Source organism: Acetobacter syzygii (genome assembly GCF_000964225.1).
In the GTDB taxonomy this organism is placed as follows: Bacteria; Pseudomonadota; Alphaproteobacteria; order Acetobacterales; family Acetobacteraceae; genus Acetobacter; species Acetobacter syzygii.
In genome coordinates this window covers 40,913-55,386 of record NZ_BAMZ01000010.1, presented here as the reverse complement: position 1 = coordinate 55,386, position 14,474 = coordinate 40,913, and the positions used below count along the sequence as shown (strand labels likewise).

Sequence of the window (14,474 nt, the reverse complement as noted above, 5' to 3'; positions counted from 1 at the left end):
TAACAAAACAGGCGGGGCTGTAGCTCAGATGGGAGAGCGCCTCGTTCGCAATGAGGAGGTCAGGGGTTCGATTCCCCTCAGCTCCACCAACCGCCTTGTTATGTTATTGTTTTCATGAGAAAAATTGATAATTTTGTAAACCATAGCCCATTAGGTTTACAATTTAAATCACAAACATAGAAACACTTTATAAATACCCCTACCCTTAAGCGTAACACTCAAGATGAGCTGTTATAAATGTATGGGTTTCCAAGAAAATTGCTCTGTGGCATGAAGGTTACGTTTGTTTAATACGACATTGGAAGAATGGAAAAAATGAAATTTAGGACTGCTATAATGATGGCGACGCTGGCTTTGCCTATGGCTACTGTAGCGTGCTCCAACTCCGGTAAATAAAAGCTTAAAAAATGAAACTCAGGCTACAGTCGATACAAAAATTATTGATGGCGTTACCACAAAAGAACAAGTCAAGCAGATGTTTGGTGATCCACTGAACGTAAACTATACGGATAGCGGTAAAGAAATCTGGAAGTACGAGATGGTTCATAGCTCTGTGGACGGAATCAACTTTGTTCCTGGAATGGCTTATTTTGGATCACGAAACCACGGGATTTCCAAACAGTTAGCTATTATTTTTGACGGCAATAAAGTGCTCCATCATACAATGGCCAGCTCCAAGACTGTAACAGGGACCGGCGTCCTTAACTAAAGTTATTACAACAGGAAGTAACCGCTCAAAGTTACTTCCTGCCTTTTAAAATATTGTATATTCTGTAAGAATATTTTTCTCTTAGACCCTGCTTTGTTGCCCTCCTTAACAGGCGCGCAAATCCCACTTTCCTGAGATACAACCAGACATGAACTGGTTACACGCGCAGCAATGTGCATGGTCCTTGTTATGCCATTCCAATATTATTTATTCTCATCATATTAAAAATTTTAAGCATATCCCTATGGTTTTGAAGATTTTATTTTTCCAAAACCCTCACTCCAAAACTTATGCACCGTGCTTTTTTTGAAAACAATGAGGCATATCAGGGCAACAAACCACTATAGCGTTCCATTGTTCGCAAATACCTTTGCTGGCAACGAGCGACTACGTTGGGTCTGTCTGCTGGTTTATGCGCACAATACCTGCCTGCATAAAACTGCCAAGCAAATGGCCTCACCCTGCACACACGGCGCGCGCTGGTGCTTTTGCGCACTATGGTTTTTCACCTCATTATATTCTTGAATATACAACTAAAATTTTAAAAATACGGTCTTTTTATCTCTCCCACCCATTTCGGAAACAAATCAAATCTATTACATTGCGCGCTCCGACCCGCCAGAAGGAGCCCCCATGCTAAGCCTGAACATAAACGGACAACCCCATCAGGTGGATGTCGATCCTGACACTCCCCTTCTGTGGGTCCTACGCGATGTTCTGGGCATGAACGCCACCAAATTTGGCTGCGGCATAGCTCAGTGTGGGGCCTGTACGGTCCATATGGATGGACAGGCCGTAAGAGCCTGCAACCTGCCCGTTGGCCTTATTGGAGAACGGCGCATTAGCACGCTGGAAGGGCTGGACAACACGGACCCGGTCGCAAATGCCGTGCAGGCTGCATGGGTTGCGCTGGATGTGGTGCAGTGTGGTTACTGCCAGCCCGGGCAGATCATGGCCGCCATTGCCCTGCTCCGCAGCACGCCCAAACCCACGGATGAGCAGATTGATAGCGCCATGTCCGCCAACCTGTGCCGTTGTGGCACATATATGCGTATCCGCGCCGCCATCCACCACGCAGCGGGAGCACTGGCATGACCACACCGCCACGCACCCCATCCGCCCCACCAACCCGACGGCACATTCTGGGAGCCGGAGGAGCCCTGCTACTGGCAACGCTCTGGCCCACGCCCCGTGGCCGTGCACAGGCCGCCCCACGCCCACAACAGGGTATGCTGGTTGAAGGCGCACAAGGAGCTTTTGCCCCCAACGCCTATATCCGCATTGCGGCAGACAACCGCATAACCCTTATTCTGCCCAATGTGGAAATGGGTCAGGGTATTTACACATCCTCCGTCATGCTTATTGCCGAAGAACTGGGCATAGACATGGCTCAGGTGGATATTGAGGCCGCTCCCCCCGGAGCCGGGGCCGAAATTACGGGCGGGTCCACCTCGGTCATGACCGAATGGCTCCCGCTCCGTCAGGCCGGGGCTGCTGCGCGCAGCATGTTGGTGCAGGCCGCAGCCACACACTGGCAGGCCAAACCGGAAGAATGTTCAACCCGCTCCGCCATCATTACCCATGTGCCAACTGGCCGCACCCTGCCGTTTGGTGCGGTTGCAGCGCAGGCTGCGGCACTGCCCATACCCAAAAACCCACCTCTTAAAGACCCTGCAACCTATACGCTGCTCGGCCATTCCCAACACCGCATAGACAGCACCATAAAAGTGCAGGGTCGCGCGGTTTTTGGCATGGATGTGCAGGTTCCGGGCCAAAAAATTGGCACCGTTGCCGCCTGCCCGGTGGAAGGTGGCACACTCGCAGGGATGGACAGGCAGGCAGCCCTTGCCATACGCGGTGTGCAGGCTGTGCTGGTCAACGAACAGAATAATACCGTCTGTGTTGTTGCTGACCACTACTGGGCGGCCCGCAAAGGCCTGCGCGCCCTTAAGCCCCAGTGGCATAATGGCCCCAATGCCCATGTAACCACCCAGACCATTTACGACCAGCTCCATCAGGGGTTGAGTGGTCCGGCCATTGTTGCCAACACCAAGGCAGATGCACCAGGCGTTATTGCCCGTGCCCACGCCACACACACGGCCACCTACCAGCAGCCACTGCTGGCCCATGCTCCTATGGAGCCCATAAACTGCACAGCCCATGTCCGCCCCGATGGGTGCGACGTATGGACTGGCACCCAGATTGCCGACCGGGCGCTGGATACCGCTGCCGAACTGACCGGCCTGCCCAAAGATAAAATAGCCATACACTGCCAGTATATTGGCGGAGGCTTTGGCCGCAGGCTGGAGCATGAATACGTTACCCAGTGCGTACAGTTTGCACGCCAGGTGCCCTACCCGCTCAAAATCATCTGGAGCCGGGAGGAAGATCTGACGCGCGACCGCTACCGCCCCGCCTATGTGGACCAGATGACTGCGGCACTGGATGACAAGGGCTACATAACCGCCCTGACCCACCGCATAGTCGGCCCCGCCGTGGTGGCACGCTGGGACCCCGCCGAGCTGACCAAGGATGGGTATGACGAGGACCTTTCGGTCGCCACCGTGATTACGCCCTACAGCTACCCGGCTTACCGGCTGGAATTTGCACGGCGGGAAGCCCCCGGTATTACAACCGCATGGTGGCGTGGCGTTGGCGGCACCCGTGGCCTGTTTGTGGTGGAAGGGTTTATTGACGAACTGGCCCACCGCGCGGGCGTGGACCCGGTAGCTTACAGGCGAGCCATGCTGGCCCATAACCCACGCGCACTGGCTGTGCTGGACAAGGTGGCACAGGCCGCAGGCTGGAACACCCCTCTCCCCCCCGGCCGCGCGCGGGGTGTGGCCGTGCAGTTTGCCTTTGGCTCCTACATGGCCAGCATTGCGGAAGTGGAAATGCCCGAGCCTGACAACGTTATTATCCACCGTGTTACGGCCGTGGTGGATTGCGGGCGCGTGCTTAACCCCGATCAGGTCATATCCCAGATCGAAGGCGGGCTGATCTTTGGCTTTAGTGCGGCACTGTATAACGAAATCACGCTCGAAGGCGGGCGGGTGCAGCAGAACAACTTTAACACATGGCGCATCATGCGCATGAACGAAGCACCCCGTAAAATTGATGTGCTGCTCATGCCCAGTGCGGAAGACCCCGGTGGCATTGGCGAGGTGGGCACCGCAGCCGCAGCCCCCGTTCTGGCCAACGCCATGGCCGCAGCACAAGGGCGGCGCTTCCGCACCTTACCGCTGCTCTCCCCGCGCAACAATGCGGCCGATGGCAAGGAGCACGGCTAATGCACGGCATAAGCAAAAACCGCATTCCCACACTGTTTGGCCTGCTGGCTGGCGTAGCATTCCTCAGCACCCTTCCAGCCCACGCCGCCCATGCAGCAACCCCACCGGCCAACGTGGAAAACGGGCGTTATCTGGCCCGCGCAGCAGACTGCGAGGTTTGCCATACCGAGGAAGGGGGCACGCCCTATGCCGGTGGGCGGGCTTTTAACCTGCCGGGGATCGGGGTCATGTATGCCCCCAACATTACACCAGACAAAACCGCTGGCATTGGGGCATGGACAGACCAGCAGTTTGTGGATGCCGTGCGTAAAGGCATATCCCCCGGGTGGAAGCATCTTTACCCCGCCATGCCGTACCCCGCATACGCCCGCATGAGCGATGCGCAGGTCAGGGATATACGGGCTTATCTGGCAACGTTGCCTCCCTCTTCCAAAAAAACACCTGAAAATTCGGTCAAATTCCCATTTTCGATCCGTAGCTTTATGGTGTTCTGGAATATTCTGAATGGCCCTGCCTCCTCCTACCCGGACGATCCGGGCAAATCGGCGGAATGGAACCGGGGTCGCTACCTTGTGGAAGGCCCCGGCCACTGTGGGGACTGCCATACCCCGCGCACCCTGTCCTTCGGGTTGGACAGCAGCAAAACGCTTGGCGGTAGCCCTGTTAATGGCTGGCGCGCTTACAACCTGACATCGGATAAGCTGAGTGGCCTTGGCGCATGGAGCGACCAGGATCTGGCGCAGTACCTATCCACCGGCCATGCCGATGGCCACGGCACAGCATCGGGGGATATGGCAGACGTTGTTGGCCACAGCCTGCGCTACCTGAATGCGCAGGATATCCATGCCATGGTTGTCTATTTGCGGAGTATTCCTCCACTCCGCACCGAGGCAGATATGGTCGAGCGCAAAACACCCCCTGCGGGCGATAGCTCTCTGCCCCAGACCACGCGCGGCGCACGCCTGTATGCCTCCGCCTGTGCTGGATGCCATACGGCCGATGGTACGGGCCGCCAGTCCAGCTTTGGCACCATAACGGGCGCACGTTCCCTTGGGGCCGATAACGGGCGCAACCTTGTGCAGGTTCTGGTGCAGGGCAGTGGTATGCAAACCGCAACAGGTGTGCAGATCATGCCTCATTTTACCGGGGGTGGACTGAGTGACCGGGATCTGGCCGATATTGCCAGCTTTGTTATGACCCACTTTACCACAGCCACGCCCCATAACATGGAACAGGCTGTGCGGGACGCCAAACAGGCTCCCTAACGCAATGGGGCGGCAAAATGCACCCCACAAAAAACAGGCTGCGGAGCCATAACGCCCCGCAGCCTGCCATAAAACCTTGGTTACCGGCGTTAACCGCCGTATCAGGCATTCAGGTAAATGGTCTTGGTCTGCACATAGGCTTCCAGCCCGTGCTGCCCATCTTCCCCGCCAAGACCACTGTTCTTGTAACCGTGGTGGAAGCCCTGCGGTTCTTCCCCTGCGCCACGGTTAACATACACTTCCCCAAATTCCAGTTCCCGCGTCATACGCAGCACCCGGCCCAGATCTTTGGTGAACAGGTAAGCCGACAGGCCATACGCGCTCTCGTTTGCCAGTTTAAGTGCTTCGTCAAAGTCGCGCACTTTAAGCAGGGATAACACGGGGCCAAAAACCTCGTTCTGCACAATATCCATATCATGCGTCACATGGCTGAGCAGGGTTGGCGCATAATACGTGCCATGGTCATACAGGCCACCCGTCAGCCTGTGCCCACCCAGTTCCAGCTTTGCGCCTTGTGCAACGGCTTTGTGCACCATGGCATCCACTTTTTCCAACTCTGCCAGACTGACCTTTGGCCCCATGTCCGTTCCATCGTCCATGGGATTGCCCACTTTCAGCTTTTCCACTTTGGCACGCAGGCTTTTAGCAAAACGCTCATATACGGCCTCATGCACATAAGTCCGTTCGTTGGATGTGCAGACCTGACCGCAGTTAAAAAAGCGTGCAGTCACCGCGGCCTCAACCGCAGCCTCAATATCTGCATCCTCCATAACAATAAACGGTGCCTTACCGCCCAGCTCCAGCCGCACTTCCTTAAGATGTTCGGCAGCAGCAGCCATAATTTTTTTACCTGCGGGCGTAGAACCGGTCATGGTAATAAGCGGTACATTCCTGTGGGCAACCAGCGGCACACCAACATCGGGGCCATCGCCCGTAATCACGTTCAATACCCCTTCTGGCAATCCGGCTTCCTGCGCCAGAGCTGCCAGTGCCAGACCAGAAAGCGGGCTTAGTTCGTGTGGTTTAACAACAATGGTATTCCCCGCAGCCAATGCCGGGGCAATTTTGCGCGCACATAATGCGAGCGGAAAATTCCACGCAGCAATCCCCCCCACAACGCCATGGGGCACCCGGTCGATCAGAATTTTCTCTCCCTCCCGCTCGCCCGGAATAATCTCGCCTTGGATGCGGCGTGTATTTTCTGCTGCAAAGCGCATAAGGCCTGCGGCAAAATCCACCTCCACCCGCGCTTCGGTAATGGGTTTACCCATTTCGGATGTAATAATCGCGGCCAGCTTTTCCTTGTCGCGCACAAGCAGTTTTTCCAGCGCATACAGGTAGTCGGCCCGGGCACTTGCCGTTTTACGGCTCCACGGACCAAAAGCTTTGTGCGCAAGGGCTACCGCCTTGTCCACATCCTGTGCATTGCCTTTGGCAACGGCGGCTACCTCCGCACCATTAGCCGGATTTTTAATGGTCACATACTGGCCAGACTCAGGTTTAACCCACTGGCCGTTTATGAACAGATCATGTTTTTTCAAAGACATTTTTAAAGTATCCTCTTTTTTGTGGGCTGATTATCAGGGAAAATATAGCGATGGAAAAGTAATGATATGCGAGCCACGACCACACAAAAAATGAACAGGCCTACAAACCGGATGCACCAAGGTGCTCCACAAACCGCATAAGCAAAGGGTCTGCACCCGCGCGCCGCCATACGCTGTACACGGGTGCGACGGGGAGGTCTGGCGGGGTCATAACTTGCAAACCCGGTGCGGGATTTTGAGGCAACATAACATCCGGGCAACAGCACACACCCAGACCTGCGCGCACGCAGGCAAAAATAACAGGGTAGGACTCAATGGTCTGGATACGCCGTGGCGCAACACCATTGTTTTGCATCCAGCTTTCAAACACACTGCGGTAATAACAGTCGGTATTGAATACCAGCACATCCGTTCTGGCCCAGTCGATTGCCTGCAATGTTTGCACGTAATCTGGCACAACAAGCCGGAGATGTTCGGTAAAAACCAGACGACTTTCCAATAAGGGGTGTTCAATCGGGCCATCGGTCAGGGCCAGATCAATCTCTCGCTCGACCAGCATATGCTCCAGCGTGTAGCTGGCACGTTTGAGCACATGCAGCACCACATCCGGGCAATCGTGCATAAAAGCCGGAAGCCGCTGGGGCAGAAAATGCTGCAACGCCACATCCAGCGCGCCAAGCCTGATAACACCACGCGGCACATCGGGTTGAAAAAAATGCTCCAGTGCCGAGGCTTTGTGCACGACCTCACGCGCCTGATCGTAAAAAGCACGCCCTGCTGGTGTTTCAATCAACCGCCCTTTTTCCCGCAGGAACAAGGGCTGCTGCACAATCAGCTCCAGTTCCCGCAAACGCGCGGTTACGTTGGAGGCAACGCAGTTAAGGCGGCGGGATGCGGCAACAACCGACCCCTCCTCCATAACTGCGCAAAAAAAGCGAAGCTGCGCAAGTCTGAGGCTATCCATGCCTCAAACCCCTTAGAACTCTTCGTACGTCGCCGGGTCCTGCCCAAAGGAGCGCCCGTCCGGGCGGGCCAGTGTGGCAATATCCTTCATATCCTGTTCGGTAAGTTCAAAGTCGAACACGGACATGTTTTCCAACTGCCGCTCGCGGTGAGATGCCTTGGGAATAGGCACAGACCCGACCTGCACATGCCAGCGCAGCACAACCTGTGCCGGTGTTTTGCCAAGGCGGCTGGCAATGCCCCCGATCAACGGATCCGACAGAATTTTGCCGCCCCGGCCAATCGGGCTCCAACCTTCGGTCACAATGCCGTGTTTTTGGTGGTAAGCCCGCATATCATCCTGCGGGAAGTAAGGCGAAAGTTCGATCTGGTTAATGGCAGGCAGCACGCCTGTCTCGTTATTCAGCTTGTCCAGATGCTCGGCCAGAAAGTTACAGACGGCAATGGTGCGCACATATCCGCGTTTTTTGGCTTCAATCAGTGCCTGCCATGCCTCCACATAAAGCCCCTGTTTGGGATTGGGCCAGTGGATAAAATACAGATCATAATATTCCAGCCCTGCACGGTAGAGGGATTCCTCAATACAGGCCAAGGCTTCGTCATACTTATGGTGGCGGCCGGGCAGTTTGGAGGCAATGTTCAGCTCCTCGCGCTTGCGTCCACTTTTGCGCACGGCCTCGCCCACGGCACCTTCGTTTTCGTAATTAAAAGCACTATCGAGCGCCCGGTAACCTACGTCCAGCGCGCTCACCATGCCCTGCACGCCTGCTGCGCCGTTAAGTTTATATGTACCAAAAGCTATAAGTGGAAAGCTCCGGCCATCGTTCAGGGTTAGTTCAGGAATGCTCACGCCTGATTTCTCCTTGATTATGGATGGACCCGTGCAAGTTCCCCGCACAGATTAACCTCAACGCCATTGTGTGCATGAAGGTTCCGTCATCCACAAGACAGGATCAGGTAAGCCCATAACGCATGGTGCGTGGGCTAACTGCCACACACCGCCCCCCCCCACCCCAAGGCAGCAGGGAGGGCACATAAAAACCGCGTCAGCCTGGGCGGTTCTGCTTACGGGTGTGGTTAATGTAGGCCTGCACCGTGTTAAACCCGCTCTCCCACGCGTTCAGCAGACTTTCCAGATGTTCGCGGTTATTTACAAGCCCACGCGCGATCAGCACGCCCTGCTGGTCAAGCAGGAAGGCCGCAGGCAGCTTATCCACCTCCAGCGCACGGCCCAGTGCAGGGTCGTTCACAAACAGAGCAGGCGATGTGCCCGTCTGCTGGGCAAAGTGGGTTTGCACCACCAGATCATCATCCCCGGCCAGCACCAGCTCCAGTTGCTCCTTGGCGCAAAAATTACGCGCAATGGGAATAACCTTACGAGAAATGGGGCAGGATGAGGAAACAAACAGCAGCAGGCGGGGCATGGCGCCACCAGCCAGTTCCAGAGTGCGCCCATCCAGCGTGGCAAACGGCTGAGCGGGGCAGGTATCTCCCGGCTGGGGGCCACGGGCATTGGTCAGCGCACCCACGGGTGCAATTTCCTGAAAAAGCCTGCGTATTCTCAACACCATGCGGTATGCCACAATAAAGGCGGCCAACAGCACAAGCGTTAACATAACATTGATAACCACAAGGGTCTGCAAGGTTGCCTGTGTCATATTGTGCTCCACAAACCCGTTATGCCTGCCTTAATAAGACCAGATGGCATCGCAACTGAACCAGAACATGTTGTTAGTGCCATTGTTGGCATAGTTAACGCTGGAATCCGCCGTGGGTGAAACACGGTTAAACGGACGTGTGCCATTGAGCGACTTGTCCAGCCGCACTTCCGGACGGATGGAAAAGCTGCCTCTGGGCAGCTTAAGGAACTCTGGCCTGTAAGTCACACCCACCGTCAGCTCCCCATACGTAGTACCGGGTGCGGAATCGTAAGGGTAATTTCTGCCACGCAGTTCGTTAACATACGACATGGTGGACGTGTTGTTGCCCACAACACCCCCGTTATTATCCCGAAAAATTTCACCACGCGCATTAAAGGTCAGCGAGGGTGAGAAATCATGCGAGAAATACGTTGTAATACCATACACGTCATCTCTCAGATAATCGTCATGGTAATATGTGCCGTTCAGCGTAATGGAGCTTGTATCGCTCAGCTTATAGGTTGCCAGCAGGTCGCCCACATATTCCATTTCGTGGTTAGCAGCGTTACCAATGGCATATACGCTCTGCTGCGGGCCAAGATAGGCAATGGCCGCCACATCCAGCTTGCCGTCCGCCAGACCTGTCAACTGCACACCAAAATATCCTTTGGGGCGCTTATTGTTTTTGGCACCTCCAAATGTGGTGGAGTTCCCGGCATTAACCCCCATGACCCACGCCACGGTATCGGTCATATGCCATGTTGCCAGCACGCCCACCGTTTCAAACGGTACAATGTAATCGGATGAATAGTTGTAGGAATAAAAAGGACGTTCCAGCGCGTCCGTTCCCTCAAACCCCTGAATACCGTATTGCTGACCAATCTGGAGGTCTATCCCCCCCTTGCTCAGCCACGGCAGGTGCGCATCAATATGGGCCTGTGTGGGTGTCCACTGGTACATGCCCGTCAAACTGCCATCCCCCATGCCAATGGTGGGGTTAAAGCGCGCATCTGAACCGTAAAGCACTTCAAACACAAAGCCCAGCCCGTAGCCGCCGCCAATATCCGTTGTCGGGTGGGAGAGTGTGCCTGTTATCTGGTTCAGCGTTGCCGTGTTGGCACGGTCCACGTAGGACTGGGCCCAGTTACGGCCCGTATGCGTCCATGGGTTGCCGTTCACACCGGCCTCGACCACAAGATGCCCCTCCAGATCATCAAACCATGTGTGATCTTTGGTGGGCTTCAGGTTAACTTCTTCCTTCTCCGCCTGCACTTTTTCCGCCGGGGTTTCTTCCAGCACCAGCGGGCGTGCGGCATCACCGGGGAGTGTTTTTTCCTGTGCCAGTGCGGGCAGCGCCGCCAGTTGCAGGGCAAGCCACATCCCTACGGGTAACGGACGGCGAAGAACCATTCTTTTTTTGCTCCAAAGATCAGAACGAAAACTATCCACACGGCACCCGGCTTACCGGGCAAATACTGTTTTTGGCTGGTACAGGCTGGATGAGGCGCGGCCAAAAGTCATTTTAAGATTTCATGTCATACCCAACGCCCCGGCCGCCTGCCGGTCAGGGCAGGAGGTTACCCCTTGCCCTGCTTGCGCGCACAGGCTGCAAGCGACCGTTCCAGTACATGAGCGCGCAGAGCCATAAAATCTGGACCAGACAGGGGATGCTGCCGCCATGTATGCACTTCCGCCGCCGTATAGGGCTTGAACCCCGGCGGCGTACTGGACCCACCCAGCGTGATCAGCACAAAATTCATGACATCCGCCAAGGTCTGATCATCCCGGATGAGGGACATGGAAACACCGGGTACGCGTACCAGATAGGCACGCCCCTCGTCCGTGCAGGCAAAACTGCCCACGCTATTGCGCAGCATGGGCACAAAAGTTGGGCCGGATATGCCCTCAATCCCATGGCAGCCACCACAATGGGAGACATAGACAGACTGCGTGTGGCTCAGGGTTGTAGCCCCGGCCACTGCATCGGGCGCAGCATGGGCGCGCACGGCACCTGCCGTTATGGCAAGCACCGCAACACAAGCCGCAGTCACGTAACGTAACACCGCAACCCGCATGATCAGGACGTTTTGCCGATCACGGCGGCGGTGGAGCAGTTGTACATTTCCGACGTGCCGGTACCAAAGCACCAGATAATGTCGTTATTGGCCATGGGGCGGTAGGAGGGCTGGTCGCCGTCCGTGCCAAGGCAGGTCACCTCGTTACAGGAATCCTGACCACAGCAGTCACGGTAGGCAATCATGTAGGAATTACCATCCTGCGGGTTGTAGCAACTCCCGATCCACGATGTGGGGGATGGCGCCGTACCGGGTGGGCAGCTATGCACGCCACCACCGCAAGACGTGCAGAGATTGCCGTCAATGGCGCAGTAACGCCAGTAGTCGCACGCATTGGGGTCTTTGGCCTGTGCCTTGGCCGCAAATGGAGAGGGCGCTTTGGCAGCAACCTTGCCAGCAGCCGGAGTTGCGGCAGAAGCACGGCTTACCGGCAACAGCGGGAAAAGCGGCACGGCAGCCGCAAGACCACCCAGCCGGGCCACCACACCACGGCGGGATGTGTGGCCAGCAAAACGGCGCAGTACGGATTCGGTCACGCGGTCGAACAGGGACGCGCCCTGTTCTGTTTTTTGAGTGTTTTCAGAAGGCAACATGGGCATTCGCTCCTGTATCGCTAGGCAATGCGGGGTGGGTGGTGGCTATGCCATCCAGCACCCCTTCAATCTGACGGCGGGTATTAACAAGATCTTTGGCCAGTATGGTGCCGCGCTCATCAAGCACCACCACAGAGGGCATACGATTGATTTGAAGAACCAGAGCCAGTTCAACCCCGGTTATAAGTGGCAGTCCCTGCATTTCCGGCCGGCTCTGCTGCATGGCTTTAAGCTCGGGTTCGGGGCCATCCCCCACAAACACAAGGTCCAGCCCACGTTCGGCTGCAATCTGCCGCACAATGGGAGAAACGCGTTTGCAAACAGGGCACTCTGCCGCCACAAACAGCAAAAGCTGCTTACGGCCTGCGGGCAGCACATCCCCCACGGTAAAGGGCTGACCTTCGAGCGTGTGCAGAATCAGACGTGGCACAACCTGCCCCACGTCCAGACCGGGTTTGACCTCCTGATCGCCAAGCGGTGCCAGGCGTTCGTGCAGCACACCGATCTGGCGGGCCAGAGCAACCAGCATGACCGCCAGCACCAGCAACGCCAGCACCAGAACAACCTGCCACACACACAACAACACCATCATCATGCGCTGTGCTCCTGCGCTGAGGAACCGGGAACATGCACTGCCGGCAGCACCTGCATGGCCTGCCACAGCAAATACGCACACACACCACCCGCAACGCCTTCCACCCACAGCAGGGGAGAAACCCCACCACCAGCGGCAAGCCCTGCCCACGGCACAAGGGCCAGAACAGCACAGGCAACAGTGCGCCACACCACAGCCCACGAGAGCTTTTCGCTCACAAGGCCGGGTGTGCAGCCACAGGACAGATCGGTGCGACCACGCAGGACATTAATGCCCATGGCACAGGCAAACACGACCAGCAGAGCTGCTGCGGCAAGGCTGCCCACATAGGCACCCACACCGCAGAACAGCAGAGCCGCCACACCAACTTCGGCTACGCCAAGCCCCCATGCCACGCCCTCGTACGACCAGCCGGGCAGCAGGCGGTAGGATGCCAGCGTGCCCAAAAACGTGTCGTGCGCACGGAGCTTGGCAACACCGGCAGCCAAAAACATGGCACCAATGCCACCAGCACAGACGGCTGCAGCCAGATGCCCTGTCTCAGCGCACCAGACTGGCACCGTAGAGACCGAAGCAGGCAGGCTCATCCTTCACCCGGCGCAACCGTGAAGATAAGGGAGGTGCCAAGCCCTTTCATGGTCCGCAGGAGCTTGCCCGTGCGTGCATCGGAAATGAAGAAGCTGCCATCTTCATCCGCTGTAAACATCAGGGGATTTTCGTCCTGCGTTACGCCCACCATGGTGCTGGCGACCTTGAGCGGCATACGGCGGATACGTTTGTGGGTTTCCGTGTTGTACACCCACACTTCGGTCCCCGAATCCTTGTGGGTCCAGAAGGTTCCGCGGTGCATAAGCACATACAGCTCATGTGTGTTCTTGTGCAGGGCGGCCATCTGCCATCCACCCGGACGCCACGTCACCTCGAACGGGGCAGAGGCGTTGGACGCAGCCTTAAGCCCTGCGCCTTCCTGCAAGGACCACGGAGCCTGCACCGTGCTGTTGGCGGACAGGGTTGTTGGGTAAACCTTGCCGCTATAGCTGATGAAATACGTTGAACCGTCTTTGGCAACGGTGGGGCTCTGTTCAAAAATCCCGTCTTTATCCGGCTCAAAGAACGGAGCGCTGTGGGTCACACTCGCCTTGCCATCCGCACCGAGGCTGACGTTGGTCAGCGTACCATCGGCACAAAGGGAGGAGAACCCGGCATTACCCCACGCATAAGCCAGTGCACAGCCGGGAATTTCCACCGTCTGGCTGACCTTGTGTTCCTTTGTGTCCACAACTTCCACCGCGTTGGCGGGGCTCATCTGGTACACATACACGCGCGCGCCATCGGCACTAATGGCCAGATCGTTGCGTTTGGGAGTTACCAACGCGCGGGAGGGGAGTTTTTCATCCGATGTGATTTTAAGGGTCTGGGCATCGTATTCGGCCAGCAGATCATTCCGCTCGCCACGGTTGCCACGTGCCCATGTGGTTTCGCCCACATAAAAACGGCTGGCATCGGGGGCAAGCACAACGTTGGGGTTGTATGCAGCCTGCACCATGCCCAGCAGCACGCCACGGTCGGCATCCACCACATCTACGCGGCCATCCTTATTGTGGGCGTAAACCGCGTCCTCCACCAGAATGGTGTGGGGGCTGTAGGGCTTGAGGGTGATCACATCGCTCTGCTCGGTCTGCAGAACGGGTTCGGCGGCCTGAACGGCTGCGGCTGAAAAAAAGGCCGCGCTCCCAAGGAGCAGGCCAAGCCAAGATTTACGGGGGCTAAGAAAGGACATGCGGACCTGTTTTTTCT

Annotated in this window: 13 protein-coding genes and 1 tRNA gene; 4 read left to right on the top strand and 10 right to left on the bottom strand. The window is 56.5% G+C overall.

From position 1 onward, the window contains the following. Positions 1-13: 13 nt before the first annotated feature. The 4 genes from Absy_RS05020 (at position 14) to Absy_RS05005 (ending at position 5,264) form a co-directional block, all read left to right on the top strand. Positions 14-89, top strand: a tRNA-Ala gene (locus tag Absy_RS05020). Positions 90-1,342: 1,253 nt separating this feature from the next. Beyond that, positions 1,343-1,804, top strand: a complete 462-nt coding sequence (locus tag Absy_RS05015) for a (2Fe-2S)-binding protein (RefSeq protein WP_048853647.1) — start codon at positions 1,343-1,345, stop codon at positions 1,802-1,804. Continuing rightward, complete coding sequence (locus Absy_RS05010) at positions 1,801-3,999, top strand: xanthine dehydrogenase family protein molybdopterin-binding subunit (RefSeq protein WP_048853646.1); 2,199 nt, start codon at positions 1,801-1,803, stop codon at positions 3,997-3,999. Before Absy_RS05015 ends, Absy_RS05010 begins: the two co-directional genes overlap by 4 nt. Further along, positions 3,999-5,264, top strand: coding sequence for a cytochrome c (locus tag Absy_RS05005; protein ID WP_048853645.1), 1,266 nt, complete (start codon positions 3,999-4,001; stop codon positions 5,262-5,264). The genes Absy_RS05010 and Absy_RS05005 overlap by 1 nt, the downstream gene beginning before the upstream one ends. A 101-nt stretch (positions 5,265-5,365) precedes the next feature. Here the strand turns inward: Absy_RS05005 and aldA are convergent, their stop codons facing one another. From aldA to Absy_RS04955, 10 genes are all read right to left on the bottom strand, one after another. Then, positions 5,366-6,811, bottom strand: a complete 1,446-nt coding sequence (aldA, locus tag Absy_RS05000) for an aldehyde dehydrogenase (RefSeq protein ID WP_048853644.1) — start codon at positions 6,809-6,811, stop codon at positions 5,366-5,368. A 100-nt stretch (positions 6,812-6,911) separates the two neighbouring features. Continuing rightward, positions 6,912-7,775 carry a LysR family transcriptional regulator gene (locus Absy_RS04995; RefSeq protein WP_048853643.1) on the bottom strand — a complete coding sequence of 288 codons (864 nt, stop codon included), beginning with the start codon at positions 7,773-7,775 and terminating at the stop codon, positions 6,912-6,914. Positions 7,776-7,787: 12 nt separating this feature from the next. Beyond that, positions 7,788-8,624: an aldo/keto reductase gene (locus tag Absy_RS04990; RefSeq protein ID WP_048853642.1), complete on the bottom strand. Its 837-nt coding sequence runs from the start codon at positions 8,622-8,624 to the stop codon at positions 7,788-7,790. Positions 8,625-8,820: 196 nt separating this feature from the next. Beyond that, positions 8,821-9,432: a thioredoxin domain-containing protein gene (locus tag Absy_RS04985; RefSeq protein WP_245614739.1), complete on the bottom strand. Its 612-nt coding sequence runs from the start codon at positions 9,430-9,432 to the stop codon at positions 8,821-8,823. A gap of 30 nt (positions 9,433-9,462) precedes the next feature. Beyond that, entirely contained in the window at positions 9,463-10,824 is a 1,362-nt protein-coding gene (locus Absy_RS04980) for an outer membrane beta-barrel protein (RefSeq protein ID WP_048853641.1), read from the bottom strand. A 167-nt stretch (positions 10,825-10,991) separates the two neighbouring features. Beyond that, the gene (locus Absy_RS04975) at positions 10,992-11,489 is read right to left on the bottom strand and encodes a c-type cytochrome (RefSeq protein WP_048853640.1); all 498 of its coding nucleotides are present in this window, start codon (positions 11,487-11,489) and stop codon (positions 10,992-10,994) included. A gap of 2 nt (positions 11,490-11,491) precedes the next feature. Further along, positions 11,492-12,082: a methylamine dehydrogenase (amicyanin) small subunit gene (mauA, locus tag Absy_RS04970; RefSeq protein ID WP_048853639.1), complete on the bottom strand. Its 591-nt coding sequence runs from the start codon at positions 12,080-12,082 to the stop codon at positions 11,492-11,494. Further along, positions 12,069-12,671 carry a redoxin family protein gene (locus Absy_RS04965; protein WP_173958219.1) on the bottom strand — a complete coding sequence of 201 codons (603 nt, stop codon included), beginning with the start codon at positions 12,669-12,671 and terminating at the stop codon, positions 12,069-12,071. The genes mauA and Absy_RS04965 overlap by 14 nt, the downstream gene beginning before the upstream one ends. A gap of 2 nt (positions 12,672-12,673) precedes the next feature. Further along, complete coding sequence (locus Absy_RS04960; RefSeq protein ID WP_048853638.1) at positions 12,674-13,264, bottom strand: MauE/DoxX family redox-associated membrane protein; 591 nt, start codon at positions 13,262-13,264, stop codon at positions 12,674-12,676. Next, on the bottom strand, positions 13,261-14,457 hold the full coding sequence (locus Absy_RS04955; protein ID WP_048853637.1) for an amine dehydrogenase large subunit: 1,197 nt from the start codon (positions 14,455-14,457) through the stop codon (positions 13,261-13,263). The genes Absy_RS04960 and Absy_RS04955 overlap by 4 nt, the downstream gene beginning before the upstream one ends. Positions 14,458-14,474 lie beyond the last annotated feature (17 nt).